The organism is Xanthomonas sp. WHRI 7064, assembly GCF_040202355.2.
Lineage (GTDB): Bacteria > Pseudomonadota > Gammaproteobacteria > Xanthomonadales > Xanthomonadaceae > Xanthomonas > Xanthomonas arboricola.
In genome coordinates this window covers 3,126,953-3,153,646 of the sequence record NZ_CP167821.1, presented here as the reverse complement: position 1 = coordinate 3,153,646, position 26,694 = coordinate 3,126,953, and the positions used below count along the sequence as shown (strand labels likewise).

Sequence of the window (26,694 nt, the reverse complement as noted above, 5' to 3'; positions counted from 1 at the left end):
GCGCAACCGGCAGCCCTGCGCGCTCGCGCGGGTGATCGGCAAGCGGAGCGTGGCGCCTGGCATCGCGCATGGCCGGATCGACCGGCAGCGCGCGGATTTTCTTTCGGTTTCAAGGAGCATTGCGATGGAGACACGTTTTCTCGGCCGTTCCGGTTTCAAGGTGCCGGTGCTCGGTCTGGGTGCCGGTACCTTTGGCGGCAAGGGGCCGCTGTTTTCTGCATGGGGCGATACCGATGTGGCGCAGGCGCAGCGCATGATCGACCTGTGCCTGGAGGCGGGCCTGAACCTGTTCGACACCGCCGATGTGTATTCGGACGGCGCCTCTGAAGAGATCCTCGGCCAGGCGCTGCAGGGCCGCCGCGATCAGGTGATCCTCTCGACCAAGACCGGCCTGCGCCTGGGCGATGGCCCCAACGATGCCGGTGCCTCGCGCTTCCGTCTGTTGCGTGCGGTGGATGCCTCGTTGCGACGCCTGCGCACCGACTATATCGATCTGCTGCAGCTGCATGCCTTCGACGCGATGACGCCGGTGGAAGAAACCCTGTCCACGCTCGATGGGCTGGTCCGCGCCGGCAAGGTGCGCTACCTGGGCGCGTCCAATTACGCCGGCTGGCAGCTGATGAAGTCGTTGGCAGTGGCCGATGCGCAGGGCTGGAGCCGCTTTGTCGCCAACCAGACCTATTACTCGCTGGCCGGGCGCGATTACGAATGGGAGCTGATGCCGTTGGGCATCGACCAGGGCGTGGGCGCGGTGGTGTGGAGTCCGCTGGGCTGGGGGCGCCTGACCGGCAAGCTGCGCCGCGGCCAGGCGTTGCCCGAACACAGTCGCCTGCATGCCACTGCGGCCGCCGGGCCGGCGATCAGTGACGAGCGCCTGTTCGACATCGTCGATGTGCTCGACGCGGTTGCCGACGAGACCGGCCGCAGCGTGCCGCAGATCGCCATCAACTGGCTGCTGCAGCGGCCCACCGTGAGCACGGTCTTGATCGGCGCACGCGACGAAGCGCAGTTGCGCCAGAACCTGGGTGCGGTGGGCTTGTCGCTGACGGACGCGCAACGCGCGCGCCTGGATGCGGTGAGCGCGGTGGAGCCGCCGTATCCGTATTACCCGTACTGGCGCGGGCACTTTGCCGAACGCAGCCCGCTGCCGGTGTGACACGGGCTGCGCCATCGCGCCACGCTGCCGCCGGTTGGCAGCAGCGTGGCATCCCTCACCGTTGTCGCCTCACAACGGCCGTGCCGCGCGCGGAATCACCTCGGGCATGATCGCTCCCACGCCCTTGCTGCCTTGCAGCTGTTTGCAGTTATCCAGTGCGGTGGCCACCGAGTCGTAGCCGATCATCGCGCTGCCATCGATGGCCGAGGCATAGATCAGTGTGCCGCCGGTACGTGAGGCCAATCCACCGGCGATGGCTGGGGTGGTATTGAACAGTTTGATCGAGGAGCCCAGCAGGATCAGTTGACCGCTGCGCGTTTCGAGCGCTGCGGCCACACGCGGGGCTTGCCCGGCAGGAACCACGGCGGCCGTGCGTGCGGCCGTGCCGGCATCGAGATAGATCGCGTAGCGGTCGAAGCGTGCAACTGGAGCGGCTGTGGTGGTTTGCGGCGCCTGCGCCGCGCGTGCGGCGGTCGTTGCAGGCGCGCCGTCGGCCAGCCTGACCACTGCGCCGGGAATCAGCCGGAAGCTGCTACGTCCTGCCGCGATGGTCTGCCCGGTCGCCGCAGCGTGCAGGCGTTTGCTGTCGACCAGCTGCGCCGACGCGGGAGCGCAGACACCGGCTGCAACGACAACGAGCAGCGTCAGTAAGGATGTCTTCATGTCAGTGACCCACCACGCGCATTTCGAATTCCTCCAGTTGTTCCTTGCCCTGGTCGGCGAGCATGTCGTCGACCTCCAGCGTCCAGCGCCCGGCCGAGGGTTCGTCCAGGAAGGCGTTGCTCGATGTCAGCCAGACCACGGTGCCGTCGGGGGCCTGATCGAGTGTGGAAAACGGCGTCATCACCGTGCTGCGCGTGCCGCTGGGCGACACCAGCACCACCCGCAGGTGACTTGGGTCCTTATGGGTGGCCGAGAAATACAGTTGCACGCCTTCCACCTTGAAGGATTGGGTGATGTTCAATGACAACCTGGCCGGTGCCGCGACACCCCCGATGGTGCTGCTGTTGCCTTCATACACTTTCCAGCTCGTGTCCTGCAGGGCGGGCAGCGAGGTGAAGTGCATTGCACGTTCCACAGCCGCGGCGGCGTCGACCAGCCCGAAGCCATACCAGTTGCTGAAACGATGGCCCGCCGCATTGGTGACCCAACCCGGGTCGATCACGGTGCCGTTGTAGAGGGCCTTGGGTTGAGTTGGGTCGACCTGGGTCGCGGTGGTTGCCAGGATGTATTTGACATCTCGCAGGGTCAGCTGCGGATTGGCGCCCAACATCAAGGCCGCCACGCCCGCCACGGTAGGCGATGCCGCCGAGGTGCCGTTCATGCGCGCGGTGTAGTTGCACGATGCATCGATCCTGGAGCGGCTGCTGTCGAGCGCGTTCTGCATCTGGCGGGTGCGATCACGGTTGTTGCCCGCTGCACAGCCGCTGAGGTCGGTGGTGACGATTGCGGCCTTATAGAAGCGCCGCAGCGGCAGAAGGTTGGTGAGCCCATAAGAGGGCCGGGCCGTTTCCGGGTGCGGATCGAAGGCGCGCTGAAACCCATACTCGCCCCCCAGCCCGGAGACCCACAGTGCAGAGCCTGGAGATGAGTACGACGCCCGCACGCCATCGGCGTTGACGGCACCGGCCACGATCGTGGTGATCAGGTTGTTGAACTGGTCGGTGTTGGCCAGTGCGCAGCCGACACCGAGCTTGCGGGTCTGGTCTGCGCAGCGATCCACCGGATTGCCCTGTGCATCGTTCTCGATAAGGGCAAAGAAGTCATTGCCGGCAGCTTTGACATACACCCCGCCTTTCCCGCCGCGCTGCGCCTGCATCAGTCTTTCGAGCGACTGTTGTTCGTCAACTTCGGTGTAGGGATACACGCGCGACGAACCACCCCAACTGTTGTTGAACACCTCCATGGCGCGCCCTTCCGGCCCGTCGCCCCAGGCGTAGCGAATGTCGACGTACTGCTTGCTGCCATCCGGCTCTGCAATTGCATTGAAGCCAGCCAGCCTGGCCTCCGGTGCAACGCCACGTCCGCCGATCCCGTTCCATCCGCGCTCGGCAATGATGCCCGCAACTGCGGTGCCGTGGTCGCTATCGATCTCGCTCGCCGGTGGCGTCGGGTCGTTGGAGCCGGTCAGGAAATTGCGCGAGCCGTTGGCGACGACATTGTCGACCAGGTCCGGGTGTGCGATCTCCAGGCCGTCATCGATCACCGCAACCTTGACGCCCGCGCCGCGGATGCCCAGCGCGTGCAGGATATCCACGTCCAGGTCCACGCCGGGCAGCGGGCGTCCATCGCCGAACACTGGCTGGCCCTGATTGAGCAGATGCCATTGGTAGCGGAACAGTGGGTCGTCGCCTTGCTGTGTTGCGGCGTTGGCCGCTGCGCTGAACACCTGGGCATCCCCGTGCTGGCTGGCATCCGCCAGGCCGCATGCGGCGAAGCAGGCAAGTGACGCCGAAGTAAGCATCATGTATTTCATGTCAGTGCCCCAGGATGCGAAGCTTGAAGTCTTGCAGCGCCGCAGTAATCGCCGGCTCGGTCATGTCGGTCACTTCCAGCGTCCACACGCCTTGCGCCTTTTCGTCCAGGAAGGCATTGCTGGACGTCAGGTCGATATAGAAGCCGGTATTCGCGTACGCCGAAGCATCGAGCGCTGAAAAGGGCGTGAGCACATAGCTGCGTGTGCCGCTGGGAGATTCCAGGACCACGCGCAGATCGGTCGGGTTGCGATGCGATGTGGCAAGCGACAGTTGCACGCCTTCCACCTTCATTGCTTGCGTGATGCGAATGCGCTGCTTGGCCGGCCGCGCCGGTCCGCCAATCTGGCTTGGGGCGGCAGTGGACGCAATCCAGCGAGAGTCTCGCACTGGAGGAAGCGGCGTGAAGTCGCTAGCTTTGTAGACCGCCTCGGCACCATCGACCAGGCCGAATCCATACCAGTTGCTGAAGCGATGTCCGGCTGCATTGGTGATCCAGCCCGGATCGATCACGCTGCCCTGATATGTGGCGCGCGGTTGTTGTGGGTCGACCTGGCGCGCGGTGGTGGCCAGGATGTACTTCACGTCCCGGGCACTGAGGCCGGGATTGACGCCCAGCATGAGGGCGGCGACGCCGGACACGGTTGGCGCGGCGGCTGAGGTGCCGTTGAAGCGGGCCGTGTAGTTGCAGCGGGGGTCGATCTTCGAACTGCTGGTATCCAGCGCATTGGCCGGATCAAGACCGCGATCCTGGTTGTAGCCTGCCGAACAACTGCTCAGGTCGGTCGTCACCAGCGCGGGGCCATACGCAAAGGGCACTGCATCAGGGGGCAGGCGTTCGCCCGGGTCAGGGACGAAGGCGCGTTGCATTCCTATCAGCCCGCCAAGACCAGACACCCATAGCGCGGAACCGGGTGAAGAATACGCTGCGCGTTTGCCGCTGGCATCGACGCTTGCGACGGTGATGGTGTCAAACAGGTTGTTGAGTGGGTCCAGATTGGCCAGTCCGCAGCCGACCCCTGCCGCGCGGGCGCGCGGGCCACACAGATCGCGCATGTTCCCGTCCTGATCCGGCATCTGCAGACTGAGGAAATCGTTACCCCCGATCTTGACGTAAACCGCTCCCAGTCCACCGCGGGTCGAGCGCATCAATGCCGCCCATGACGCTTGCTCCTGTTGCGGAAAATCCAGGTAGAACGAGGCCGGCTGGCCCCAGCTGTTGTTGAAGATATCGATGTTTCGACCTTCCGGCCCATCGCCCCAGGCATAGCGCACGCTGGCCAGGTTCCTGGACGAGTCGCGGGCGTCGAAATCGAACCCCGCAAGCCTGGCTTCGGGCGCCACGCCGCGGCCACCACGCCCGTTCCAGCCAACGGCCGCGACAATGCCCGCGACCGCAGTGCCATGAGACAGGAAAGTGTCGATGGGCGTCACGTCATGGGAGCCGGTCTCGAAGTTGTACGAGCCGTTCGGAATGATGTTGTCAGCCAGATCTTCATGACCCAGTTCCAATCCGTCATCCACCACACCGACGCGGATGCCTTTGCCACGAATCCCGAGGGAATGCAGGACATCCACATCCATATCCACGCCCGCAACCGGGCGGATGTCGCCGATGACCTGCTGTCCCTGATTGGAGATGTGCCACTGATACCGCACCAGCGGGTCGTCGGCGGCCGTACGCAACGCGGTGGCCGGAGCGGCGGCCACCGCCGTGTACAGTGGGGCGCCGATCAGCAGCGCGCCAACCATGGCGCTGCGGTGATGCTTGCGAACACAGCTCATGCTGTTCTCCGATCGATGGTCGAATGCGTGGGAGCGAGCAAGGCAGCGATGGCAAGTACGCCTTCGCTCGATTGCCGCGTTGTCGATGGATGCGTCCGCGGAGCGGCCCGTCGCGCGCGCGCTCGACGGTCGCCCGGAGGTCTGCTACATCGGCTGCATGACCGACTGTTGCACCACCAGCGACGCCTGCGTGCCAGGCGTGCTGGCGCGCAGACGGGTCAAGGCCTGCTGTGTCTGTTCGATCGACGGATAGGCGATCACTGCGCTGTTGTCGATCGTCGACGCGTAGACGACGCGCCCGCCGGAGCTGCGTGCCAGTGCACTGACAGCGCTTGGCGTGGTGTCGGTCAGCTTCAGCTGCGGCTGGACCAGTACGACGCGTCCATTGCGTTCGTTCACCGCTGCGGCGATGGCGCGTTCTGCCGAGCCCGTGGATGTGGACGCAAGCCTGGACGCGCCACGTGCAGCGCTGGTTGACGGAAGGACGATGGCATAGGGGCCGATCCGTGCGGCAACCTTGCCATCGATTGCTGCTGCGCTGCTTGCGCGCACCTTGGCGGCAGATGCGGGAGCGGCGTTCAAGCGGTCGTTCGGCAGTGGGTCGGAGACCACGACGCCGGGCAGCATGCGATAGGTATCGTTTCCGGATTTGAATCGCTCGCCGGTGGCCGCTGCGCTGAGCGCCTGGGCGTCCAGGTACTGGCCGGCATGCGCCAACCCGCACGCGGCCAAGAAAGCAACAAGGACCGAAGTAAGGAGGATGCTTTTCATGTCAGTGCCCCAGGATGCGAAGTTTGAAATTCTGCAGCGCCGCGGTGGTTCGCGTCTCGGTCATGTCGGTGACTTCCAGCGTCCACACGCCTTGCGCCCGCTCATCGAGAAAAGCGTTGGTGGAGGTGAGATCGATATAGAACCCGGTCTTCGCGTATTCGGCCGGATCCAGTACCGAAAACGGGGTGACGACGTAGCTACGCGTTCCGCTGGGCGACTCCAGCACCACGCGCAGATTGGCCGGATTGCGGTGCGAGGTGGCCAATGACAGCTGCACGCCTTCCACCTTCATTGCCTGGGTGATGCGAATGCGTTGTTTGGCTGGTCGTGCAGGTCCACCGATCTGACTTGCAGCAGCGGTGGATGCCACCCACTGCGTGTCGCGGACCGGAGGCAGGGGCTTGAAATAGGTCGCCTCGTAGACGGCTGCGGCGCCGTCGGCCAGGCCGAAGCCATACCAGTTGCTGAAACGATGGCCGGCGGCATTGGTGATCCAACCCGGGTCGATCACGCTGCCCTGGTAGACCGCGCGCGGCTGCCACGGATCGATCTGGCGCGCGGTCTTGGCCAGGATGTACTTGACATCGCGCGCGGTCAGGCCGGGGTTGGAGCTTAGAATCAGCGCTGCGACACCTGAGACGGTGGGCGCAGCGGCAGATGTGCCGTTCATCAACGCGCTGTAGTTGCAGGATGCGTCGATCCTGGAGGTGCTGCCGGCAAGCGCGTTTTCGACCGTCGCGCCATCCACATTGTCGCCAGCGCTGCAGCCGCTGAGATCGGTGGTGACGATGGCCGGATCGTAGACGAACGGTGCGGTCTCGGGGGAGGCGGTCTGTGCCGTGTTGGGAGAGAACCTGCGCTGGTATCCAAACTCTCCGCCCAGGCCGGAGATCCACAACGCCGAACCGGACGACGAGTAGGAGGCGCGCTTGCCGGTGGCGTCCACGCTGGCGACCACGATGGTAGCGGGAACATTGTTGAGTGGATCGACATTGGCGAGCACGCATCCGACATTCAAGGTGCGCGACAGTTCGCTGCAAGCATTGACGATGTTGCCCTCTGCATCGCGGATGCGAAAACGCCTGAAGCTGTTGCCGGCTGACTTGATGTAGATGCCACCCAGCCCGCCGCGTGTCGAACGCATCAACGCTTCCCAGGACTGACGCTCTTCCAGCGGAAAGTCGGGGTAGCTGGCCTGGGTCGAACCCCAGCTGTTGTTGAAGATATCGATGGTGCGTGCTTCGGGACCATTGCCCCAGGAATAACTGACTTCTGCGCCGCTGCCGGCCGCGTCGCTCCCCAGAAAATCGAAGCCGGCAAGCAAGGCTTCGGGCGCAACGCCGCGACCGCCACGGCCATTCCACCCAACCGCAGCGATGATGCCCGCCACCGAGGTGCCGTGACCGAAATCCGGGTCGGTCGGAGTGGGATCGTGCGACCCGTTGCCGAAATTGTGCGAGCCATTCGGGAGAATGTTGTCGCGCAGATCTTCGTGGCCGATCTCCAGGCCGTCGTCCACCACGCCGACGCGGACGCCACGGCCGCGAATGCCCAATGCATGCAGCAGATCCACATCCATATCGACCCCGGGCAGCGGACGGCTGTCGCCGATCACGGCCTGTCCCTGGTTGGAAAGGTGCCATTGGTAGCGCAGCAATGGATCGCTGCCCTGTGCGCTGGCCTTTGAGCCGGCGGTGGCGGTGGGAGCGGTCACTGGCGTGTCGGCCAGTGCCGAGAGTGGCACGCTTGTGATCAGTAGTGCAGCGATCAACAGCGCGAGAGGGCACCTGCGATAAGTGTTCATTCCGTTTGAGTCCAGTCAAGGGTAGGCACGATCGATACGACGCAGTTCCCCGTCCGGCCGATCAGGCGATCGGCCAGCGCAACTGCTTCAACAGAGTCAGGCCGTGCCTATCGAGCCCAAATCAGATGCGTCAGCAAGCGTAGAAAGTGAATCCATGCGGCAGCGGCCGCGGCGAGCAAAATCGATCAGGCAGCGCCGAGCAGATGCGCTTGGCCGTGCCAGCACGCTGTCAACCTCAGGTGGAATTGAATCGTGCGTGCAGGAGAACCACGCGAAGAGGCAGCAACAGGGTGCATGTCCGTGTATCCCGAAAGAGCCAGTGATACGCATCGGTCCCACACGCTGGACGAATGCGGCCGGGTCATCAGTCGGCTCCCCCGTGCGCGTCCGCGCAGCCGACGCTGGCAATGCGAACGCACTGCCAGCGATCCGATTAGAGATGGCGCAATCCGCGCTCGCAACCCGAGCGCCAGATGACCGGCGCGTGATCCGTTGCGCACTTCATGCAAGACATGCCGATTCACGCGCGCGATGCGACGTTTTTCGCACAGGATTGGCCGCGATCTGTTGCGAGCTATCAATTTTTCATTGACAGAAAGCATCACGATGCGCGGATTTGCTTCGCATCCGGCGCGGGGCAGCACGCGAATTGCGGCGGTGCTGCGCCGGGGGCGCAGTCATGCGATGCCCCACGATTCAGCACTGAGACGCTGTATGCGGGCGTGCGGGCGGCATCGCCTGTGCCGCGCCAATAACCCGCATCGTTGAATGCACAGTGGCACAGCTGTTCCCGGTGCACACATGTGCTGTGGCAACAAAAAGGCGCCGATCCCATGTGTGTCCAGGATCGACGCCGTGATGCCTCGCTGTCTTGATCCTGCCACCTACCAGCGATACGCCACCGACATCTGGTACTGCCGTCCGGCGATCGGCCGACCCATGAACACGCCACCGGTCGCTGCACCCGGCACACGCACATTGCCTTCGGTCAGGCCCAGCGTGTCGGTGACGTTGCTGCCGCTGGCGGTCACTTCCCAGTGCTCGCCCACATGCAGGTTGGCGCCGATGTCGAGCATGTCGTAGGACGGCAGCCGCTGGCTGTTGGCCAGGTCCGCAAAGCGGTCGCCGATGTAGGAATAGGTGGCAAACACCTTGAGGTCGCCGAACGGCAGCATCCAGTAATAGCTGGGCGTGATGCGGAACTGGCGCTTGGGCTGGCGCATCACCTGGTTGCCGGTGAACTCGCGGTAGTTGCGGTACTTGGCATCCAGCCACACCCCGGTGCCGGCCAGCTCGAAGCCGCCGAACGGGCGGATGGCGCCTTCCACTTCCAGCCCGCGCGCACGCGAGTCGCCCACGGTGGTGAAGTTCTCACCATTGGCCAGGAACGCCTGGAACGGCGAGTTCTTGAAGGTGTTGTAGAACGCGGTCAGGTACAGGTCGTAGCTACTGGCACCGGACTTGAGCCCGAGTTCGTACTGATCCACTTCCTGCACGCGATTCTGGCCATCGCGCAGATTGTCGAAGCCGGGGAACTTCACCCCCGAGTTGACCCGCGCGAACAGGCTGTTATGCGTATCGAGCGTGAAGTTCAGGCCCGCCGTCCAGGAGAACGCCTCATCGTCCTGGTCGATGCGGCGCGTGCTGGCCAGTGCCAGCGAGGTGGCGTTGTCGTACAGCGTGGCCGGGTTGCCGTCCAGATCGACGGTGGCGGTGTCGTGCACATCGCCGGTGACGCTCTGGCGTTCGTAGCGGGCGCCCAGGTCCAGGCGCAGCCGCGCGTTGAGCTCCCATTCGTCGGCCACGAAGGCGGCGATGTTCTCGCCATCGTAGTTGGCGCGCAGGTTGAAGAACGCGGTACTGGTGAAACCCTGGCGCGTGGCCTGCTGGCCGTTGTCCAGCGCCAGATCGATCCGGCGCGCGTTGTTCTGCGCGGTGAGCAGCATGGTGTTGCCCAGGTACCAGGTGTCTGCCGAGGAATATTTGGCGTAGTACGCGCCCACGGTGAGCGTGTTGCCCTTAAACAATTCGCGGCTCAGGCGCAAATCGTTGGTGACCGAATTCAGGCGCTTGTCCACCGACCACCAGCCGGCTTCCAGCACCTGCTGATTCGGATCGACGACGCCGCCGCCATTGGTGAAGCTACCGCTGCCGGTAGTGCCGTAACTGGCGATGAAATCGCTCAATCGCACCGGTGCATCGCCAGTAAACAACGCATAGGTCGGCGCGCTGCCGCTCATCACGTTGAAGCGGTCGGCAATGGTCCAGTCGCCGGTCTCCCAGTTCAGTTCGCCGCCGAATACATCGATGTTGACGCCGCGGCCGTCGGCCAGATCGCGGCGGATGGTCTGTCCATCCGGCCCGACCAGCAGGTCGACATTGCGGAAGTCGCGGCCGAGCAGGGTGCCGGTCTGCGCATTCAAACCGGGGAAGCTGGACAGGTCGTTGCCGTTGTTGCGCGACAGCAGCGGAATGGCGGTATAGAAGGCATTGTTGTCGTCGGTATGCCGCGCGTAGAACGACAGCTCGCCGCTGTCCCAGCGCTTGCTCAAGGTGGCGCTGAACTGGCCACCCTTGTCGGCGGAAAACTGCGGGTCGCGCACACCGTCGGTTTCGCGAAAGAAACCGCCCACGCTGTAGTACCAGCCGTTGCCCATCGGCCCGCTGTTGAAGACATCGATGCGGCGCAGCGCGTTGTTGCCGCCGGTCAGGCGTACGCTGCCTTCGGGCTCGTCCTGGCCTTTTTTCTGGATGAAGTTGACCGTTAGACCCGGCTGGCCGTTGGAGAAGATCGGGCTGGAGCCGCCACGCAACACCTCCATGCGCTCGACCGTGTCGTCGACGCGGAACAGCGTGGAATTTTCCAGGAACGACAGGGTCGGCGGCGGAAACAGCGGCGAGCCATCCAGTTGCATGGTCACGAACGGCGCATCGCCTTCGGATGGCATGCCGCGCACGAAGATATTGGCGCCGGTGCCGCCGCCGCTGGGCTCGGCCCATACGCCGGGTACGATCTTCAGCAGGTCCGCAGTGCTCTGCGGCACGGCCTGCTGGATCTGCTCCGGGCTGGCGGTGGTGATCGAGAAGCTGGCATCGCGCTTGGCCAGGCCCTTGAAGCGCGCGGTGCCGCTGACGATCACCGCATCCAGCGTGGTGGCCTCGCTGCGCGGCTCGGCGGTGGACATCTGCGCATGCGCGCCAGGCGCAAGCAGGGCGCCGATGGCAAGGGACAGGGCATAGCGGGGCATCGATGCGGTCATGAAAGCTCTCCTGGGATGACGTCGCAGCTGGCGGCAATGCGCGTACGCGTGCACGCGCCGCCAAAGGGTGACCGGCAGCACGTCACAGTGGCCGGTCGCGCAACGCAGCGACACACGTCGCGCTGTTGTTCTAACGGAGTTGCCGGCAAAAGCTGTTGTGCGCTGCGGCACTCGGCCCAGGCGATATGCTCGCCATCGATCAATGCGGCAAGGCGCCAGACAGCGCGTGCGCAGTGCACGTGTGTCGCTATCGGGCTACGTGTGGGGCCGTTCAACGCGCACCACAGCGGCAGCCGATGCGATCCATCGTCGCGGCACGATGGCCTTTGCGCATGTGCTGCCAGGCACCATGCAATGGCACAGCGATGTCGCTGCACGCAAGCCGATAGGCAGGCGCGCGCTTGCGCCTGTTTTACGCTGTTGCGCGTACTGGCGCGGCTTCGCGGATCGGCAGGTTGATCAGTGCGGCGATGACTGCCAGCAGCATGTCGGCGTACCACATCCAGCTGTAATCGCCGAAGCGCTCCAGCGCCAGCCCGCCCAGCCACGCCCCGAAAAAGCCGCCGATCTGGTGCGACAACAAGGTCAGGCCGAACAAGGTGCCCAGGTAGCGCGGGCCGAACAGTTTGCCGATCAAGCCCGCCGTCGGCGGCACCGTGCCCAGCCAGGTAAAGCCCAGTGCCGCGGCGAACAGGTAGAAGGTCAGTGGCGTCGGCGGCGCGATCAGGTACAAGCCGATCAGCACCGCACGGCTGGCATACAAGACGCACAGCAGCCACTTCATGCGGATGCGTTCGCCGAGCTTGCCGGCGACCAGGCTGCCGGCCACGTTGAACAGGCCGATCAACGCGATCGACACCGCCGACACGCTGGCGGGCAGGCCGCACAGCGCGATCTCGCCGGGCAGGTGCGTGACCAGAAACGCGATATGCACCCCGCAAGTGAAAAAGCCCAGATGCAGGCACCAGTAACTGCGGTCGCGCATGGCAACCTGCAGTTGCGCACGCAAGCCGATGTCGTCGTTTGCGATCGGCGTGTGCGTGCCCGGCGGCGTCGATCTGCGTCGCAGCGGCCAGGCCAGCGGCAAGGTCAGCAGGGAGATCATCGCGAGGCCGGTCATCGCCCTGGCCCAGCCGGCGGCGCCGATCATCAGCTGCACCAGTGGCGCAAACACGAACTGGCCGAGCGAGCCGCCGGCATTGATCAGCCCGGCTGCGAACGAACGCCGCTCCGGCGCCAGACGGCCGGCAGTGGCGCCGATCAGCACCGAGAAACTGCCGGCGCCCGCACCGGCGGCGGCCAGGATGCCCAGCGAGACGATCAGGCCCCACTCGCTGGCCAGCCACGGGCTCAGTCCCAGGCCCAGCGACAACAGCACGCCGCCAAACAGCAGCACCGGCAGTGGCCCGCGCGCATCGGCGATCGCGCCGAATACCGGCTGCACCGCGCCCCAGACCAGTTGCCCCACCGCCAGCGCGAAGCTGATCGACGCGATGCCGATCCCGGTCTGGCGATGGATCGGCTCCACGAACAGGCCGGTGGTCTGGCGCGCGCCCATCGTCAGCATCAGCATGGCCGAGGCGGTGAGCAGCAATCCCCACTGCGCGCTGGTGCGGGCGCTCGCCGAGGTGCTCATGCCGCTGCCTCCGCGTCCAGGGCCGCATCCAGTTGCATCAGGGTGGCGTGCAACTGCGCGGTGGAAGCGCTGCCGAACAGCGTTTCCAGCTGCGTCTGTGCGCGTTGCCAATGCGGCAAGGCGCGCACCAGCAGCCCGCGCCCACTGCGGCTCAGTACCACCACTTTCTGGCGCGCATCCTCGCCGCGACGTGCCTGCACCCAGCCCGCCGCCAGCAGCGGCTTGAGATTGCGGGTCAGCGTGGTGCGATCCATGCCCAGCGAGTGCGCCAACGCGCCCAACGGCTGTGCGCTGACCAGCCGGCGCAGGATCGAGTATTCGTTGAGGCTCAGGCCCACCTGCGCCAGGGCATGGTCGTACAGCTGCGAGGTGCGCCGTGCGGCGCGGCGCAGCTGGAAGCAGGTGCAGGGGCCGGTCCCGGACATGGCGATGCTCCACGAGGATGCTCGCACTTTGCGTGCATATGCACCTATTGGCAAGCGCGTGGCGAATGTGGGTCGCCTGTTCGTCGAAGCAGGATCGATTGAATCCGCGCGGCAAGACCGCCCGACCCGCGCCAATGACGGCACGGGTACATACGCTGGTGCGCACCGGCAGCCTTGCTATCGGCCAACGCCGGCAAGCGGCCTCGGTGTGATCGGTCAGCGGGGCGTCGAGCCAGCACGTGCAATGCAACGCATCGGCTCTTCGCTGCGAGCGGCATTGCAGGGCAGGGCTGCCATCGCCGCGCCGGTGCGCGCAGCATTGCAGCGCCCCGAGGCCGGCAGTCCCGCCGCCGGACATGACGAGGCCGCCCGGAGGCGGCCTCGCTTATGACGGCGGGAGAGAGGTACCGTCAGAAGAACAGGCGCACGCCGAACGAGGCGCTGCGGCCGGGAAGCATCACATCGTCCTTGAGGAAGGAGGTGTGCACACGTGCGTCCTGGTTGGTCAGGTTGTTGCCGTCCAGGAACACTTCCCACGCGTTGCTGCCACGGTCCACGTGGTAAGCCAGATGCGCATCGACGAAGGTATAGCCATCGGTCGGGGTTTCGTTCACCGCCACCTTGTCCTGCTTCATGGTGCGGGTGGCGCCGAGCGAGGCGCGCCATGCATCGGCGTTCCAGCGCATCTGCGCGCCGACGCGGCCCGGTGCGATGCGCGGCAGGTTGCCGCCATCCTTCAGGCGCGCACGCACGGTGTCGCCGAACACGCGCAGATCCCACGCGCCGGTGTCGTTGTCGGCCAGATGGAAGGTGGCCTCGCCCTCGAAGCCGTGGAAGACCGCATCGTTCTGCGTCCACTGGCGGATCGGCAGGAAGTCGTTGTCTTCTTCGTTGAACCACTGGCCGCCGGTATCGACGATGTAGACGAAGTCGTTGTAGCGGTTGTAGTACGCGGCGATCTTGGCATCCACCCATGTGTTCTGGAAGTTCAGGCCCAGCTCGGCCTGATTGGCCTTTTCGGTCTTCAGATCCGCATCGCCGATCTCGTAGGCGAGGGTGGCGATATGCGGGCCGTTGGCGAACAGCTCTTCCTCGGCCGGTGCGCGTTCGGCGTGGTCGAGGTTGGCGGTCAGGCGCCACTGTTCGTTGAAACGGAAGCCGCCGCTGGCCGAGAAGCTGGTTGGGGTGAAGTCGCGGTCCACGCCGATGTCGGTGCGGTACTTGACCTTGTCCACGCGCGCGCCGACTTCGGCGGTGACGCGCTCCCAGCTGTTGCGGGCAACGCCGAACACGCCGAGCGAGCGGGTGTCGGTCTTGGGCACGAAGGATTCCTCGCCAATCGCCTGAAAGGTGGTGTCGCTGCCCTGCAGGCCGAATGCGGTCTGCCAGCCGCCGCCGAAGGTGAAGGACGCTTCCACACGGCCTTCGTTGGCACGCTTGGTGAACACGGTGCCGACTTCGGCGCCTTCGAACTCGGTGTGCGCGTAATCGGTGTGGCCGAAGCTGTAGCGCAGTGCGCTGCCTTCGCCCCAGGGATCGGTCAGCCCGCCCTTGAGGTCGTAGCGGTCCTGCTGCAGCTTCAAGGACACCCCGCGCTCGCCGATCGTCGGGTCGCCCGGCTCGCCGGGGTTGCCGTAGTTGTCACGGAAGCGCGAGGCCGACAGGCCGACGAAACCCCAGTCGCCGGACAGCGAGGCGCCAACCGAGCCGACCTTGGAGTCGATCCAGCTGTTGAGCTGGCGCCCCTGCGGGGTGTCGTAATCGTTCTGGTTGCGGTACACGCCGTCGGCGTGGATCGACAGGCCGCTGCCATTGCCGGCATCGACGCGGAACATGTCGGTGTTGCCGTCCTTGTCGCCGCCGTCGAAGCGCACTTCGGCGCGGCCGCTGAAACCGTCCACCGGGGTTTCGGCAATGCGCCCGTCGACCACGTTGACCACACCGCCGATCGCGCCGGAGCCGTACAGCAGCGTGGACGGGCCCTTGAGCACCTCGATCTGGTTGGCCAGGAACGGCTCGATCGCCGGCGAGTGGTCCTGGCTGACCGTGGACACGTCCTGGGTCGACAGGCCATCGCGCAGCACCGCCACGCGCGGGCCGTCCAGGCCACGGATGATCGGCCGGCCGACGCCGGGGCCGAAGTTGGAACTCTGCACGCCGGGCAGGCTGGCCACGGTCTCGCCCAGGCTGGAGCTGCGCACCTCGTCCAGACGCTCGCCGGCCAGCACCTCGACCGGGCGGCTCAACTCGCCGGCCGCATCGCGCAGCGGGCTGGCGGTGACCACGACCTTGTCCAGGTCCTTGATATGGCGGCCACTGGAAGCGGTGGCGTCGTGGCGCGTGTCCGAGCTTGGCGGGGTCTGCGGGTCGGCAGCTGCCGGTGCGTCCTCGGCCAGGGCCAGGGCGGGCGTCAGCAGGCTGGTCAGCGCCAGCGAGAGCGTGGAGCGGCGGAACGAGGAAGCGAGGCGAGGGTGCATGGCGGGCCGGACTCTGTGATTGTTACTGTATATCAATGATAAGGCGCAGCTTGGCTGCTGTGCCGACGGCAGGACCCGCTCACCTGCGCGATGCAGCGGTGCGGGTCTGGAACAAGGAAGATGTTATATTATTCCACGTCGCCGCGAGCCCCTGCTGGAAGTCATGCCTCTACCGTCCCTTCGCCATGTGCTCGACCGCTTCGGTGCGACCGGTTCGCTGCTATGCGCCGTGCATTGCGCGGTGCTGCCGCTGGTGCTGGCCCTGGCCCCGTCGTTGGGCCTGTCGTTCTGGCTGGGCGATGGGGTCGAACTGGCCATCGTGGTGTTTGTGACGCTGCTGGGGCTGTTCAGCCTGGTGCTGGGCTATCGCCGCCACAGGGCGCTGCACGCACTGGCACTGTTGCTGCCGGGCTTGTTGCTGCTGTGGGCCGGCCTGCTCTACGACCCCTTGCACCACGCGGTGGTGCCGCATGCGGTGGTGATGACGCTTGGTGGCGCGCTGGTCGGCATCGCCCACCTGGTCAATCTGCGTCTGAACCACGGGCATGCCCACGTCCACGACGCCAGCTGCGCGCACTAGCCCGGGCTGCGCGGGCAGGGCCTACGTGGTAGGCTTGCCGGCCTTGCGCGAGGGCGCCGCCGGCGTAAACCTCGCCAGACCCGTGTTCAGCGCGGGGATTTTGTATTCAGTATTCACATTCAGGAGTCGACGAACATGGGTAAGGGTGACCGCAAGACCGCCAAGGGCAAGCGCTACAATTCCAGCTACGGCAATTCGCGTTCGCACGCGGTGAGCAAGGTTGTCGTGGGTGCAGCTGCCCCGGTTGCCAAGAAGGGCGTGGTCAAGGCTCCGGCCAAGAAGGCTGTTGCCAAGAAGACCGTTGCCAAGGCCGGCTGATCCTTAGCCCGCTTCGCGACACCAGAACGCGGCGCTTGCGCCGCGTTTTTTTATGTCCGGCATCGGCGCAGACGCGCGCTGCAGCGCTCGCCCGAGCAGCCATTCCGCTACCGGCCTGCGTCGAAGCGGCGACGTGCGCGCCGCTGGCGTCGGTTCGCGCATGGCACGACAGCGCCGGCCGCAGTGCGCGGCGGTCATGGCCGGCATCTGCACACTGCGGTCGGTCGGCCCTGCGCCGCTCTCCCGCGTGCGGTGTTCAGTGCGTCGTTGCCGTAGCCGGCGAGGTGCGGGACGGCGCCAGCAACTGTTCGGCCAGGCCGCGATAGATCGGCGTCTTGCACACCAGCCCGGACATCGCGCGCGCGATCAGCACGGTGGCCAGGATCGGCAGCAGCATCTGGCTGGTGTCGGTCAGTTCCAGCGAGATCACCGCCGAGGTCAACGGCGCCTGGGTCACGCCGGTCAGATACGCGCACATGCCCAGCAGCACGAAGGTGCGCGGGTCCACGCCCGGCATCAGCACCGACAGGTTGTGGCCGATGCCGGCGCCCACCGCCAGCGCCGGCGAGAACAGCCCGCCCGGAATGCCGGCCAGGTAGGAGACCAGGTTGGCCAGCAGCTTCATCAGCCCGAATTCGTGGCCGACCACCGCATGGCCCTGCACCAGGCTGCGCGCCTGCTCGTAGCCGGTGCCGAACGCGCCTTGCCCGAACACCAGTGCCAGGCCGACCAGCGCCACCCCGCACAGCGCGGCCAGCAGCACCGGATGGCGCTGGCGCAGCGTTGCCAGCCAGCGCGGTTTGCCGCCGACGCTGGCCAGCACCAGGCGCGCGAAGATGCCGCCGAGCAGGCCGGCCACGCTGCCGCATAGCGCGATCGCCAGCCAGGCCTGGCCCAGCGGCAGGGCCACCGCCACCTTGCCGAAGTAGGTGTAGTTGCCCAACAGGCCCAGCGACACCACGCCACCGACGATCACCGCGGTCAGCAAGGTGCCGGAGAAGCGGTGCTCGAAGCGCCCGCTCAATTCCTCGATCGCAAACACCACCCCGGCCAGCGGCGTGTTGAACGCCGCGGCGATACCGGCCGCGCCGCCGGCAAGCAGGAAATGCGAGAGCTCGCGCGGATCGCGAAACCCGAACCAGCGCCCGAACACATGCATCAGGCTGGCGCCGACATGCACGGTGGGGCCTTCGCGTCCGACCGAGGCGCCACCGAGCAGCGACAGGGTGGTCAGGGCAAGCTTGCCGATCGACACGCGCAGCGACAGATTGGTCTGGCGGAATGCCGCGTCGTCATGTTCCAGCGCCGCGATGACCTGCGGGATGCCGCTGCCACGCGTCGGCCGCATCGCGCCGGAGGTGAGCCAGGCCAGCAGGGCGAAGATGCCCGGCGTCAGCAGCAGTGCCCACCAGATCGAATGCGCGGTGATGCGCTGGAACAACTGGAAGGCGGCGTCGCTGGCCTTGGCGAACACGATCGCCACCAGTGCTACTGCAATTGCGCCACCCCACAGTGCAGCGCGGCGACGCCAGCCTTGGCTGGACAACAACGGCCGCAGCCGAAGCCGGCGCGGCGAGGGATCAGGAGCAGACATGGCGCCATTGTCGCATCCGCACAGCGCGGCCGCGACGCGTCACTCAGCGGCCGGCGGCCGGCGGCACGCGCAGGGCCGGCAGCAGCGTGGTGGGATTTCCATCATTGGGCGCGGCGGGAATGCCCAGCAGCCGGGTCATCAGCGCATACACATCGACGTTGTCGAAGCCCGGCAAGCGCTTGCCCTGCGCCAGATCCGGGCCCTGCGCCAGGAACACCGCGCGCATCGACGGCAGCGCCGGATCGAAACCGTGCGAGCCGCGCATCTGATCGCGCGGGCGCTTGGCCAGCTTGTCCGGGAACAGTGCATCCCAGCCTTCGTGCATCTGACACACGATCGGCGGAATGCGCGGATGCGTGCCGTAGTGCCAGCGTTCCGGCAGCTCCGTCTTGCGCCAGCAGTCGTACTGCGCATGCGCACCGAGCAGGCCGGCTTCGGCGCGGGCCTGCTGTCCCGGCAATGGCGCAAAGCCGATCACCTGCCCGTCGGTCACGGCAGTGGCGATGTCCGGGCGCGCCATGTCTTCCACGCTGATCGCATGCCCGGGCGCCACCTCGGCCATGCCGTGGTCGGAGACCACGACGATATTGGTGCGCTCGCGCGTGCCGTCGCGCTGCATGCCGGCCAGCAGCCGGCCGATCGCGCCATCCACCGCACGCACGTTGTCGACATATTCGCGCGACTCCGGGCCGTGGTCGTGGCCGGCTTCGTCCACGTGTTCGAAATACAGCGTGACCAGGCGGTTGCGGTCGGCCCCGGAGGCGGCCAGCCAGCCCCGCACTTCGTCCACGCGCGCGTCCAGGCTGGTGCCTTCTTCGTAATGGCGCCAACGGGTGGGGCGCACGCCGCCGATCGCCGCCTCGCTGCCCGGCCACGACCAGGTTGCGGCATGCAGGCCGTGCGTTTCCGCGCCCACCCACAGCGGCTCGCCGCCCCACCAGCGCGCATCGCCGACCGCATCCTGCTTGCTCAGCCAGAAGCCTCCCAGCGTCGCATCGCGCATGCTGTTGTGCACGATGCCGTGGTGGTCCGGGCGCAGGCCGGTGACCAGCGTGTAGTGATTGGGAAAGGTCAGCGACGGGTACGACGGCGTCATCCAGCGCGCACGGACGCCGTCGTGTGCCAGCTGCGACAGCGTCGGGGTGATGCCGCGATCGAGCATGTCCGCGCGCAGCCCGTCGATGGAGATCAGCAGCACGCTGTGCGCTGAATCGCTGTGCGGTGCGCCTGCCGGCGCGGGCGCTGGCATACTGCGCAAAGGAGCGTGAGAACTGCAGGCCGCGAGCAGTGCGAGCGCGGCAAACACAAAACGTCGATCGATCATCGCGCCAGTTTACGGCCTGGCAATGACGTCGCGAAGTCAGCGCGTGCCGGTGGCGGATGCGGCGAATAGATCGTCGGCCGCTGCGCCCTGGCGCGGCGACCAGCCTTCCAGCTGCAACAAGGCCTGTTTGGTCGGCAGGCCGCCGCCGAAGCCGGTCAGCGCACCATTGGCGCCGATCACGCGGTGGCAGGGCAGCACGATCGGCAATGGATTGCGCCCATTGGCAGCGCCGACCGCGCGGCTGGCGGCGGGGCGTCCCACCGCATGCGCGAGCTGCGCATAGCTCCAGGTCTGCCCGAACGGAATCTGCGCCAGCGTATGCCAGACCTGCAGCTGGAACGGCGTGCCGGTCGGGGCCAATGGCAAATCGAAGCTGCGCCGCCCGCCATACAGATAGTCGAGCAATTGCTCGCGCGCCTCGCGCACCAGCGGCGCATCGGGGGCGTGCTGCCAACGCGCGCGGCCGACCGCGTCGTAGCGGTTCTGCGCGAACAGGATGTGGTGCACGCCGGCAGCATCGGCGGCCACGCTGAGCGCGCCGATCGGCGAGGGAAAGGTGTCGTAATACAACGTGCTCATGGGCGGGTGTCCTTGCGATCGACAGCGAGATGCCACAGGTGCAATACGGCGTAGGCGCGCCACGGCCGCCAGGCCTGCGAGCGCGCTTCGGTGGCACGCTCGCTCAGGCGCTCGGGCGTGCCGAGCACCTGCTGCAGGATCAGGTCGCCGGCCGGAAACGCGTCCGGATGCGACAGCGCACGCATGGCGACGTAATGCGCGGTCCACGGCCCGATGCCGGGCAACGCGGTGCAGGCGGCGACGAACTCGGACAGGCGCTGGCCGGCGCCGAAATGCAGCTGCCCTTGCGCGCAGGCCGAGGCTAGCGCACGCAGCGTGGCGGCGCGCGCCCGCGGCAGGCCGAGTTGTTCCAGCGGCGCCTCGGCCAGCTGTGCCGGGGTCGGAAAGATGCGGTCCAGGCCGGGCGGCATCTCCATATGATGGCCACCATGCCGGTCGACCAGCCGCGCCGCCAGCGTCGCCGCGCCGGCCACGCTGATCTGCTGGCCCAGCACGGCGCGCACGGCCACTTCAAAGCCGTCCCAGCCGCCCGGCACGCGCAGGCCGGGGCGGCGCGCGATCGCCTCGGCCAGCAGCGGCTCGGTCGCCAGCGTGGCGTGCACCGCCTGCAGGTCCGCATCCAGATCGAACAGGCGGCGCACCCGGCGCACGATCTGCGGAATCTGCCGCGGGTCGGTCGCGCCGATGCGCAGCAACAACTCCGCACGCTGCGGCGCCGCGCTGACCTCGATCAGGGTTGCGTTGCCCGGTGTGCCGATCACGCGCCGGTAGCCGCTGGCGTCGACCTGCTCGATGCCGGGAATCGCGCGGCGTTGCAGGAATGCCAGCATCGCCGGCAGATCCAGCGGCGGGCGATAGCCCAGGCGCAGGGTCAACTCGCCACCGGGCACCTCGGCACGCTGCTTGCGCAGCGCCGACGGCGGCATCCCGCAGCCTTCCAGGAACGCAGCATTGAAGCGACGCAGGCTGTTGAAGCCGGCCGCCAGCGCGACCTCGGTGACCGGCAATGCGGTCTCGGTCAGCAGTTGCTTGGCCAGCAGCAGCCGGCGCGTGCCATGCACCTGGATCGGGGTGGCACCGAGCTGCTGCACGAACTGCCGCTGCAGCTGGCGTGCGCTCAGGCCCACCGCGTCGGCCAGGGTCTGCACCGGCTGCTCCTGCAGGGCACCGTCGGCAATCATCGCCAGTGCACGTTGCACGCTCTCTTCGCCCAGATGCTGCTGCGCCTGCGGCGACAGCTCGGGGCGGCAGCGCAGGCAGGGCCGGTAGCCGGCGGCACTGGCTGCCGCCGCGCTGGGGTAATAGCTGATGTTGCCCGGCTTGGGCGGCGGCGCCGGACAGACCGGCCGGCAGTAGATGCCGGTGCTGCGCACCGCGGTGAAGAACAAGCCGTCGAAGCGTGCATCGCGCGCCAGCCGGGCGCGGTCGCATTGGAGTCGGTCGGGCGTGGCGGTCTGCATGGCGCCAGTCTATGCGCTCGCCCCGGCCCCGGCTGGCCGTTTTCGGACAGGGTTGCAGCGGGCCGCCGCGTTCATGGCAGGGTCAAACGCTTCGCCCATTCAGCCATAGACTGAGGGTGATCTTCGTCGCGGTCCGTTGCCTGACATCATGCTGAAACTGCTCTGCCTGTCCCTTTCATGCGTGCTGGCGCTGGCGGCCTGCGACCGCACCAGCACCTCGGCCGATGCCGCCGCGACGCAGCAGAGCGGCGCGGGGCAGGGCGATGGCGACCATATGGTGTCGGTGGATACGCCCGAGCCGGTGGCGCCGCCGCCGCGGCCGCGTGCACAGGCCGGCGAAGCCGGCTGGCCGCAGGCGGAGCTGGACGCAGGCAAGGCCTGGATCAGTTGCGCCACCGATTACAGCAGCGAAGCCGGCGACGGCACGCTGCTGCCGGCGCTGGACCGCGCCAGCGTGGAGGCGGCACTGGCGCCGTGTCGCGACACTGGCCTGCTGCGGGTGCGCTATGCCGGCAAGATCAACGCCGGCTTCGCTGCGTTGGTGTGGCGGCTGGCCGCGGTAGCCGAGCAACTGCGGCTGCCGCATCGCATCCTGGACCTGGATTCCAGCGGCGGGCAGGTGGAGGCGGCGATTCGCGCCGGCGATGTCATCGGCGAATCCAACTGGACCATCTGGGTGCGCGAAGGCTCGATCTGCCACAGCGCCTGCGTGTTCGTGCTGGCCGCCGGCGACAACCGGCTGGTGGCGGGCAAGGTCGGTATCCACCGCATGATGCGGATCAGTTCCAAGGCCACCTCGCGCGCGGAACTCAATCGCGAATTGCGCGAGGTCTACGGCAACGTCAAGGATTATCTGGAGCGCAACGGCGTGGCGGTGGCGGTGGCCGACCTGATGATGACCGTGCCCAACCGCAGCCTGCGCCTGCTGACGATGGACGAGTTGCGCGAGTACGGGCTGGATGGCACCAACGCGGTGCAGGACGACCTGGAGCGCATCCGCCAGATGCGCAAGTGCGGCGACGCCTTCGTGCGCCGCAAGGACGCGTTTCTGGTTGCCTTCGACCAGAAGTGCAAGGGCGAGGGCGCCGATCTGGAGGCGGTCAACGCCTGCGGCCTGGCCTTGAAGCAGCGCTTCGGCTTCCCGGATGCGGCCTGCCCGGAAGAAAGCCCGCTGGCCGAAACCGACGCCGCCGCGCTGCCGGCCACCGCCGCAGCGCAGGCTGCGCCGGCGGCCGACGTAGAGCCGGGAATGTCCACTGCAGCGCCAACCGCGACACCGGCCGCAGAGTCGGCTGCCGAGCCCACGCCGGACCCCGTCAAGGGCGAGGGCTGAGCTTCACACCCACCGCACTGCCGGCTGCCTATGGTCGCGGCATACCACGGAGCCGGGGGGCGACATGCTTGGAAAGACGAAAGGCGTTGCACTGGCATACCTGCCATCGGCGCTGCTGGTGCTGGCCGGATTTGGCGTGGCCGAACTGCTGCAGGTGATCGCTGCGGCCAGCCAGGTGCAGTGGCCGGCGACGCTGGCGGTGTGGCTGAGCCTGGCGGCCCTGATCGCGGCCATCGCGCGTGCACTGTGGGTCAGCTGGCGACTATGGCGGCCGCGCGGTGTCGCAGCGGTTCCGCCCGGCGGCGACATCTGATTTTTGAGTCAAGGCGTGCGTTCCCCGCACCCGGTTCGCGCGTCGCTTGCACACTCACCTCACCATGCAGCGCAGGTCTTAAACTGCCGCACCCGTCGCGAACCCTGCGGCGGTTCCCATCCGTTTGATACGCACAAGGTCATCTGCCCCATGTTCCGTCCTCGCCTGCTTGCCGCGCTGCTGTTGGCCCCCTCGCTGGTCCTGGCACAACAGCCGCAGACCGCTGCACGTCCGGCCGCCGCTCCCCAGGCGGCGCCCACGGCCAGCCCGGCGCAGCAGGCGCAGCTGACCAAACAGAACACCGAGATGACCCAGGCGGCACTGCGGGTGGCGCAGATGGTCGATGCCAACCAGGTGGCCTCGCTGTGGGATGGCGCCTCCAGCGTCGCCAAGACCGCGGTCAAGCGCGATGTCTTCGTGAGCCAGATCGGCGCCGAACGTGCGCGCCTGGGGGCGGTGGTCGGACGCGGGCAGGGCTCGGTGACACGGGTCAAATACGCTGCCGGCGCGCAGGTGCCCGAAGGCCTGTACGTCAACGTCAGCTTCCCGACCCGGTTTGCCAAGGCCCAGCAGCCGGTGCGCGAGCTGGTGTCGTTCCGCCTGGACGAGGACAAGACCTGGCGGCTCGCCGGCTACAGCCTGCGCGCGTCGATCAAGTGATCTTGCAGCTCATCGGGAGACCCGCGTGGAATTGACCATCGAACTGCAGATGCTGGGCTGGGCCATGGTGCTCGGCCTGGTGCAACTGCTGGCCGCCTCGGCCAGCATGACCGCCCAGCGCGGGACCAAGTGGAATGCCAGCGCCCGCGATGGCGACGCCAAGCCCTTGACCGGCGTTGCGGCGCGGCTGGATCGCGCCTTCCGCAATTATCAGGAGACGTTCCCGATCTTCGCTGCTGCGGTACTGGCGGTGAGCGTTGCCGGCCGTACCAATGCAGACACCGCACTGGGCGTGCAGCTGTACCTGTGGGCGCGCGTGGCTTACGTACCGGCGTATGCGGCAGGCATTCCTTATTTGCGCAGCGCAATCTGGGTGGTGTCGTTCTGGGGCATCGTCAAGCTGGTGCGGGCGTTGCTGGGCTGGTGACGCCAGGCTGCGTGCGCGCAGCCTGTGGTGAGTGGCTGAGAAAACGCAGCGACAGATCGCGCGCCTGCGACTGCGGTAGGTCGCCTGTTCCGGTCACTGCTTGATCCTGATCAAGGCCAGCCAGCACCACTGCCGTTAAACTGAAAGCCGCTACCAAGACGGCTGCGCTCACCGCCAGGCGGGCGTGCCCGGTGCGGCAGGTGCCACGCGGACATGCCGGTTGCTCTGCGCCGACCGCATCCAGCTGACCATTGCACGCGAGGTCTTGTTAGCTCCTCTGGGTCTTGGTGGTGAAGGAGCGCGGCATGCAATCGGTGGATATCGCAGTCATTGGTGCCGGGCCGGTCGGCCTGAGTTTTGCGCGGTCGTTGGCCGGCAGTGGCCTGTCGGTGCTGGTGGTCGACCAGCAGCCGCGCGCGCAGCTGGCCGAGCCGGCCTTCGACGGACGCGAAATCGCGCTGACCCATGCCTCGCGTGCATTGCTGGAGCAGCTGGGCATCTGGCCGCAGTTTCCCGCCGATGCGATCTCGCCGCTGCGCGACGCCCGCGTCATGGACGGACATTCGCACTTCGCATTGACCTTCGCCGCCTCCGCGCGTGGTGCCGGCGATCTGGGCTGGCTGGTGCCCAATCATCTGATCCGTCGCGCGGCCTGGCAGGCGCTGCAGGCACAAGCTGCGTTGGAGATGCGCTGCTCTTGCACGCTGCAGGCCGTGCAGCAGCAGCGCGACCGCGTGGTGCTGCAGTTATCCGATGGGGAAACGGTATCGGCGCGCCTGCTGGTGGCGGCCGATAGTCGCTTTTCCAGCACCCGGCGCCTGCTCGGCATCGGTGCGCAGCTGCGTGATTTCGGCAAGACCATGCTGGTGTGCCGGATGCGGCATGCGCTGCCGCACCGGCATGCCGCCTGGGAGTGGTTTGGCTACGGCAAGACGCTGGCGTTGTTGCCGCTGCAGGGCAATTGCGCCGGTGCGGTGCTGACCCTGCCGCCGCGACAGGTGGAGGCCTTGCTGGCGATGGAGGCGGCGGACTTCAGTGCGGCGGTGACCGAGGCGTTCGAGCATCGGCTCGGGCCGATGCAGCAGGACGGCAGCCGGCATGCCTATCCGCTGGTGGCGGCCTATGCGCAACGCTTTAGCGCCGAGCGTGCCGCGCTGATCGGCGATGCGGCGGTGGGCATGCACCCGGTCACCGCGCACGGCTTTAATTTCGGATTGCAGAGCCAGGCGCGCCTGGCGGAGCGTGTGTGCGCCGCTGCCGCTGCTGGGCGCGACATCGGGGATGCGGCCTTGCTGCAGGGGTACGAGCGGGCGCACCGGCTGGCGACGCGGCCGCTGTATGAAGCGACCAATGCATTGGCCGCGCTGTACACCGACGACCGTGCGCCGGCCCGCCTGCTGCGACGTGGTGCCTTGCGTGCGGCGCATGCGGTGACACCGTTCAAACAGGCGATTGCGGCGCATTTGACCCAGCGCAGCGTCTGACGTATCGAAGTGGGAGCAGGGAGGCGCAGTGCGTGCAGCGCTGCGTTGTGGTCCTCATGCGCAGCGGCTTGCAGCCGTGTTCGACGCGCGGGCGGGCAATGCGGTCAGCGGCTCGCTCGCAGGTGCTCTTGCGGCAATCGGATGGGCTCGATCAGGCCGGATTTGCATGAGGTCGGCTTTCGTCAGGCGCGCCGCAGTCGGGCAGCAGCCATCAGGCCGGCGTGTTGACCCGCGCAAGAATCGCATCGATCGCGCTGCGCGCATCGCCACTGCGCAAGGCCTGTTCCAGCAGTGGAATCACCCAGGCGCAGCCGGCCTTGGTCACGTCTGCGCGCCAATCGCCGCGCCAGCCTTCCAGCTCGTGCAAGGCCAGCATGCTGCACCCACCGCGCTCGGCGTGGCCGCCGCGGATCGACTGCTCGAACCAGAACGGCGTGGGTGAATCGACGTCGATCGAGAAAATATAGACATCGTGGTCCGGGTCTTCAGCCGAGGGCGCGTTGTTGCGCCAGCTGACCTGCACCACGCTCATTCTGCCGGCTCCGCATCGGGGTCCAACGCCAGCACGCGGATTTCCACATCGTCCAGTTGCACGAGCTGGCCGGGGCGGATCTTGGCGGTCTTGCGCAGTTCCTGCACGCCATCGACGCTGACCGCGCCGCTGGCGACGATCGCCTTGCCCTGGCCGCCGCTGTCGGCAATACCCGCCAGCTTGAGCAACTGGTTGAGTTCGATGTACTCGCCGTCCAGGTCGAATTCCAGAAATTGCATGGTGCGCTCGGTGACAGGAAGACGGCGATTATCCGCCCGTCGCAGCCGACAACACCACCGTGC

Annotated in this window: 23 protein-coding genes and 1 other RNA gene; 9 read left to right on the top strand and 15 right to left on the bottom strand. The window is 66.9% G+C overall.

Annotated features, from left to right (window positions below):
- The first annotated feature begins 124 nt into the window (after positions 1-124).
- Positions 125-1,156: an aldo/keto reductase gene (locus ABQY74_RS13550; protein WP_349791833.1), complete on the top strand. Its 1,032-nt coding sequence runs from the start codon at positions 125-127 to the stop codon at positions 1,154-1,156.
- A gap of 69 nt (positions 1,157-1,225) precedes the next feature.
- On the opposite strand, the gene ABQY74_RS13545 is transcribed toward ABQY74_RS13550, so the two are convergent.
- From ABQY74_RS13545 to ABQY74_RS13505, 9 genes are all read right to left on the bottom strand, one after another.
- Positions 1,226-1,819, bottom strand: coding sequence for a hypothetical protein (locus ABQY74_RS13545; RefSeq protein WP_349791831.1), 594 nt, complete (start codon positions 1,817-1,819; stop codon positions 1,226-1,228).
- Position 1,820: 1 nt separating this feature from the next.
- Complete coding sequence (locus ABQY74_RS13540; protein ID WP_323808558.1) at positions 1,821-3,632, bottom strand: S8 family serine peptidase; 1,812 nt, start codon at positions 3,630-3,632, stop codon at positions 1,821-1,823.
- Between the two features lies 1 nt (position 3,633).
- Positions 3,634-5,382 carry a S8 family peptidase gene (locus tag ABQY74_RS13535; protein ID WP_349792257.1) on the bottom strand — a complete coding sequence of 583 codons (1,749 nt, stop codon included), beginning with the start codon at positions 5,380-5,382 and terminating at the stop codon, positions 3,634-3,636.
- Positions 5,383-5,559: 177 nt separating this feature from the next.
- The gene (locus ABQY74_RS13530; RefSeq protein ID WP_349791829.1) at positions 5,560-6,186 is read right to left on the bottom strand and encodes a hypothetical protein; all 627 of its coding nucleotides are present in this window, start codon (positions 6,184-6,186) and stop codon (positions 5,560-5,562) included.
- 1 nt (position 6,187) lies between these two features.
- Positions 6,188-7,957, bottom strand: coding sequence for a S8 family peptidase (locus ABQY74_RS13525; RefSeq protein ID WP_349791827.1), 1,770 nt, complete (start codon positions 7,955-7,957; stop codon positions 6,188-6,190).
- 917 nt (positions 7,958-8,874) lie between these two features.
- Positions 8,875-11,250, bottom strand: coding sequence for a TonB-dependent receptor domain-containing protein (locus ABQY74_RS13520; RefSeq protein ID WP_349791825.1), 2,376 nt, complete (start codon positions 11,248-11,250; stop codon positions 8,875-8,877).
- Positions 11,251-11,662: 412 nt separating this feature from the next.
- Positions 11,663-12,886, bottom strand: a complete 1,224-nt coding sequence (locus ABQY74_RS13515; protein WP_349791823.1) for an MFS transporter — start codon at positions 12,884-12,886, stop codon at positions 11,663-11,665.
- Positions 12,883-13,311 carry a MarR family winged helix-turn-helix transcriptional regulator gene (locus ABQY74_RS13510; protein WP_039522359.1) on the bottom strand — a complete coding sequence of 143 codons (429 nt, stop codon included), beginning with the start codon at positions 13,309-13,311 and terminating at the stop codon, positions 12,883-12,885. The genes ABQY74_RS13515 and ABQY74_RS13510 overlap by 4 nt, the downstream gene beginning before the upstream one ends.
- A 410-nt stretch (positions 13,312-13,721) precedes the next feature.
- Entirely contained in the window at positions 13,722-15,788 is a 2,067-nt protein-coding gene (locus tag ABQY74_RS13505) for a TonB-dependent receptor (RefSeq protein WP_016904808.1), read from the bottom strand.
- 163 nt (positions 15,789-15,951) lie between these two features.
- On the opposite strand from ABQY74_RS13505, the gene ABQY74_RS13500 reads away from it, so the two are divergent.
- A complete protein-coding gene (locus ABQY74_RS13500; protein ID WP_039522354.1) occupies positions 15,952-16,368 on the top strand; it encodes a MerC domain-containing protein in 417 nt (138 codons plus the stop codon).
- Positions 16,369-16,503: 135 nt separating this feature from the next.
- Positions 16,504-16,686, top strand: a complete 183-nt coding sequence (locus ABQY74_RS13495; RefSeq protein ID WP_016904806.1) for a 30S ribosomal protein THX — start codon at positions 16,504-16,506, stop codon at positions 16,684-16,686.
- Positions 16,687-16,942: 256 nt separating this feature from the next.
- Here ABQY74_RS13495 and ABQY74_RS13490 read toward each other — a convergent pair whose 3' ends face one another.
- The 4 genes from ABQY74_RS13490 to ABQY74_RS13475 are packed head-to-tail and all read right to left on the bottom strand — an operon-like array spanning position 16,943 to position 21,643.
- The gene (locus tag ABQY74_RS13490; RefSeq protein ID WP_349791820.1) at positions 16,943-18,280 is read right to left on the bottom strand and encodes a chloride channel protein; all 1,338 of its coding nucleotides are present in this window, start codon (positions 18,278-18,280) and stop codon (positions 16,943-16,945) included.
- A gap of 43 nt (positions 18,281-18,323) precedes the next feature.
- Positions 18,324-19,604: an ectonucleotide pyrophosphatase/phosphodiesterase gene (locus tag ABQY74_RS13485; protein ID WP_349791818.1), complete on the bottom strand. Its 1,281-nt coding sequence runs from the start codon at positions 19,602-19,604 to the stop codon at positions 18,324-18,326.
- A gap of 36 nt (positions 19,605-19,640) precedes the next feature.
- Entirely contained in the window at positions 19,641-20,183 is a 543-nt protein-coding gene (locus ABQY74_RS13480; RefSeq protein ID WP_349791816.1) for a methylated-DNA--[protein]-cysteine S-methyltransferase, read from the bottom strand.
- Positions 20,180-21,643, bottom strand: coding sequence for an AlkA N-terminal domain-containing protein (locus ABQY74_RS13475; RefSeq protein WP_349791814.1), 1,464 nt, complete (start codon positions 21,641-21,643; stop codon positions 20,180-20,182). The genes ABQY74_RS13480 and ABQY74_RS13475 overlap by 4 nt, the downstream gene beginning before the upstream one ends.
- Positions 21,644-21,791: 148 nt before the next feature.
- Here ABQY74_RS13475 and ABQY74_RS13470 point away from each other — a divergent pair, with 148 nt between their 5' ends.
- From ABQY74_RS13470 to ubiM, 6 genes are all read left to right on the top strand, one after another.
- Positions 21,792-22,976 (top strand): hypothetical protein, encoded by a 1,185-nt coding sequence (locus ABQY74_RS13470; RefSeq protein ID WP_372469888.1) that lies wholly within the window; start codon positions 21,792-21,794, stop codon positions 22,974-22,976.
- 64 nt (positions 22,977-23,040) lie between these two features.
- The gene (locus tag ABQY74_RS13465; RefSeq protein ID WP_039526321.1) at positions 23,041-23,289 is read left to right on the top strand and encodes a hypothetical protein; all 249 of its coding nucleotides are present in this window, start codon (positions 23,041-23,043) and stop codon (positions 23,287-23,289) included.
- Between the two features lie 150 nt (positions 23,290-23,439).
- The gene (locus ABQY74_RS13460) at positions 23,440-23,949 is read left to right on the top strand and encodes a DUF4019 domain-containing protein (protein WP_047126840.1); all 510 of its coding nucleotides are present in this window, start codon (positions 23,440-23,442) and stop codon (positions 23,947-23,949) included.
- Positions 23,950-23,974: 25 nt separating this feature from the next.
- Positions 23,975-24,376 (top strand): MAPEG family protein, encoded by a 402-nt coding sequence (locus ABQY74_RS13455; RefSeq protein WP_039522329.1) that lies wholly within the window; start codon positions 23,975-23,977, stop codon positions 24,374-24,376.
- A 198-nt stretch (positions 24,377-24,574) separates the two neighbouring features.
- A non-coding RNA gene (locus ABQY74_RS13450) (sX9 sRNA) lies at positions 24,575-24,650 on the top strand.
- Positions 24,651-24,681: 31 nt separating this feature from the next.
- Positions 24,682-25,860 (top strand): 5-demethoxyubiquinol-8 5-hydroxylase UbiM, encoded by a 1,179-nt coding sequence (gene ubiM / locus ABQY74_RS13445; RefSeq protein ID WP_349791812.1) that lies wholly within the window; start codon positions 24,682-24,684, stop codon positions 25,858-25,860.
- A gap of 211 nt (positions 25,861-26,071) precedes the next feature.
- Here ubiM and ABQY74_RS13440 read toward each other — a convergent pair whose 3' ends face one another.
- Positions 26,072-26,392 carry a hypothetical protein gene (locus tag ABQY74_RS13440; protein ID WP_349791810.1) on the bottom strand — a complete coding sequence of 107 codons (321 nt, stop codon included), beginning with the start codon at positions 26,390-26,392 and terminating at the stop codon, positions 26,072-26,074.
- Positions 26,389-26,631: an RNA-binding S4 domain-containing protein gene (locus tag ABQY74_RS13435; protein ID WP_042598248.1), complete on the bottom strand. Its 243-nt coding sequence runs from the start codon at positions 26,629-26,631 to the stop codon at positions 26,389-26,391. Before ABQY74_RS13435 ends, ABQY74_RS13440 begins: the two co-directional genes overlap by 4 nt.
- Between the last annotated feature and the right edge of the window lie 63 nt (positions 26,632-26,694).

What these genes read in the sequence shown, in the direction of transcription:
- ABQY74_RS13550 (WP_349791833.1), top strand. Translation starts at nt 125, where the DNA reads ATGGAGACACGTTTTCTCGGCCGTTCCGGTTTCAAGGTGCCGGTGCTC.
- ABQY74_RS13545 (WP_349791831.1), bottom strand. Translation starts at nt 1,819, where the DNA reads ATGAAGACATCCTTACTGACGCTGCTCGTTGTCGTTGCAGCCGGTGTC.
- ABQY74_RS13540 (WP_323808558.1), bottom strand. Translation starts at nt 3,632, where the DNA reads ATGAAATACATGATGCTTACTTCGGCGTCACTTGCCTGCTTCGCCGCA.
- ABQY74_RS13535 (WP_349792257.1), bottom strand. Translation starts at nt 5,382, where the DNA reads ATGGTTGGCGCGCTGCTGATCGGCGCCCCACTGTACACGGCGGTGGCC.
- ABQY74_RS13530 (WP_349791829.1), bottom strand. Translation starts at nt 6,186, where the DNA reads ATGAAAAGCATCCTCCTTACTTCGGTCCTTGTTGCTTTCTTGGCCGCG.
- ABQY74_RS13520 (WP_349791825.1), bottom strand. Translation starts at nt 11,250, where the DNA reads ATGACCGCATCGATGCCCCGCTATGCCCTGTCCCTTGCCATCGGCGCC.
- ABQY74_RS13515 (WP_349791823.1), bottom strand. Translation starts at nt 12,886, where the DNA reads ATGAGCACCTCGGCGAGCGCCCGCACCAGCGCGCAGTGGGGATTGCTG.
- ABQY74_RS13510 (WP_039522359.1), bottom strand. Translation starts at nt 13,311, where the DNA reads ATGTCCGGGACCGGCCCCTGCACCTGCTTCCAGCTGCGCCGCGCCGCA.
- ABQY74_RS13505 (WP_016904808.1), bottom strand. Translation starts at nt 15,788, where the DNA reads ATGCACCCTCGCCTCGCTTCCTCGTTCCGCCGCTCCACGCTCTCGCTG.
- ABQY74_RS13500 (WP_039522354.1), top strand. Translation starts at nt 15,952, where the DNA reads ATGCCTCTACCGTCCCTTCGCCATGTGCTCGACCGCTTCGGTGCGACC.
- ABQY74_RS13495 (WP_016904806.1), top strand. Translation starts at nt 16,504, where the DNA reads ATGGGTAAGGGTGACCGCAAGACCGCCAAGGGCAAGCGCTACAATTCC.
- ABQY74_RS13490 (WP_349791820.1), bottom strand. Translation starts at nt 18,280, where the DNA reads ATGTCTGCTCCTGATCCCTCGCCGCGCCGGCTTCGGCTGCGGCCGTTG.
- ABQY74_RS13485 (WP_349791818.1), bottom strand. Translation starts at nt 19,604, where the DNA reads ATGATCGATCGACGTTTTGTGTTTGCCGCGCTCGCACTGCTCGCGGCC.
- ABQY74_RS13480 (WP_349791816.1), bottom strand. Translation starts at nt 20,183, where the DNA reads ATGAGCACGTTGTATTACGACACCTTTCCCTCGCCGATCGGCGCGCTC.
- ABQY74_RS13475 (WP_349791814.1), bottom strand. Translation starts at nt 21,643, where the DNA reads ATGCAGACCGCCACGCCCGACCGACTCCAATGCGACCGCGCCCGGCTG.
- ABQY74_RS13470 (WP_372469888.1), top strand. Translation starts at nt 21,792, where the DNA reads ATGCTGAAACTGCTCTGCCTGTCCCTTTCATGCGTGCTGGCGCTGGCG.
- ABQY74_RS13465 (WP_039526321.1), top strand. Translation starts at nt 23,041, where the DNA reads ATGCTTGGAAAGACGAAAGGCGTTGCACTGGCATACCTGCCATCGGCG.
- ABQY74_RS13460 (WP_047126840.1), top strand. Translation starts at nt 23,440, where the DNA reads ATGTTCCGTCCTCGCCTGCTTGCCGCGCTGCTGTTGGCCCCCTCGCTG.
- ubiM (WP_349791812.1), top strand. Translation starts at nt 24,682, where the DNA reads ATGCAATCGGTGGATATCGCAGTCATTGGTGCCGGGCCGGTCGGCCTG.
- ABQY74_RS13440 (WP_349791810.1), bottom strand. Translation starts at nt 26,392, where the DNA reads ATGAGCGTGGTGCAGGTCAGCTGGCGCAACAACGCGCCCTCGGCTGAA.
- ABQY74_RS13435 (WP_042598248.1), bottom strand. Translation starts at nt 26,631, where the DNA reads ATGCAATTTCTGGAATTCGACCTGGACGGCGAGTACATCGAACTCAAC.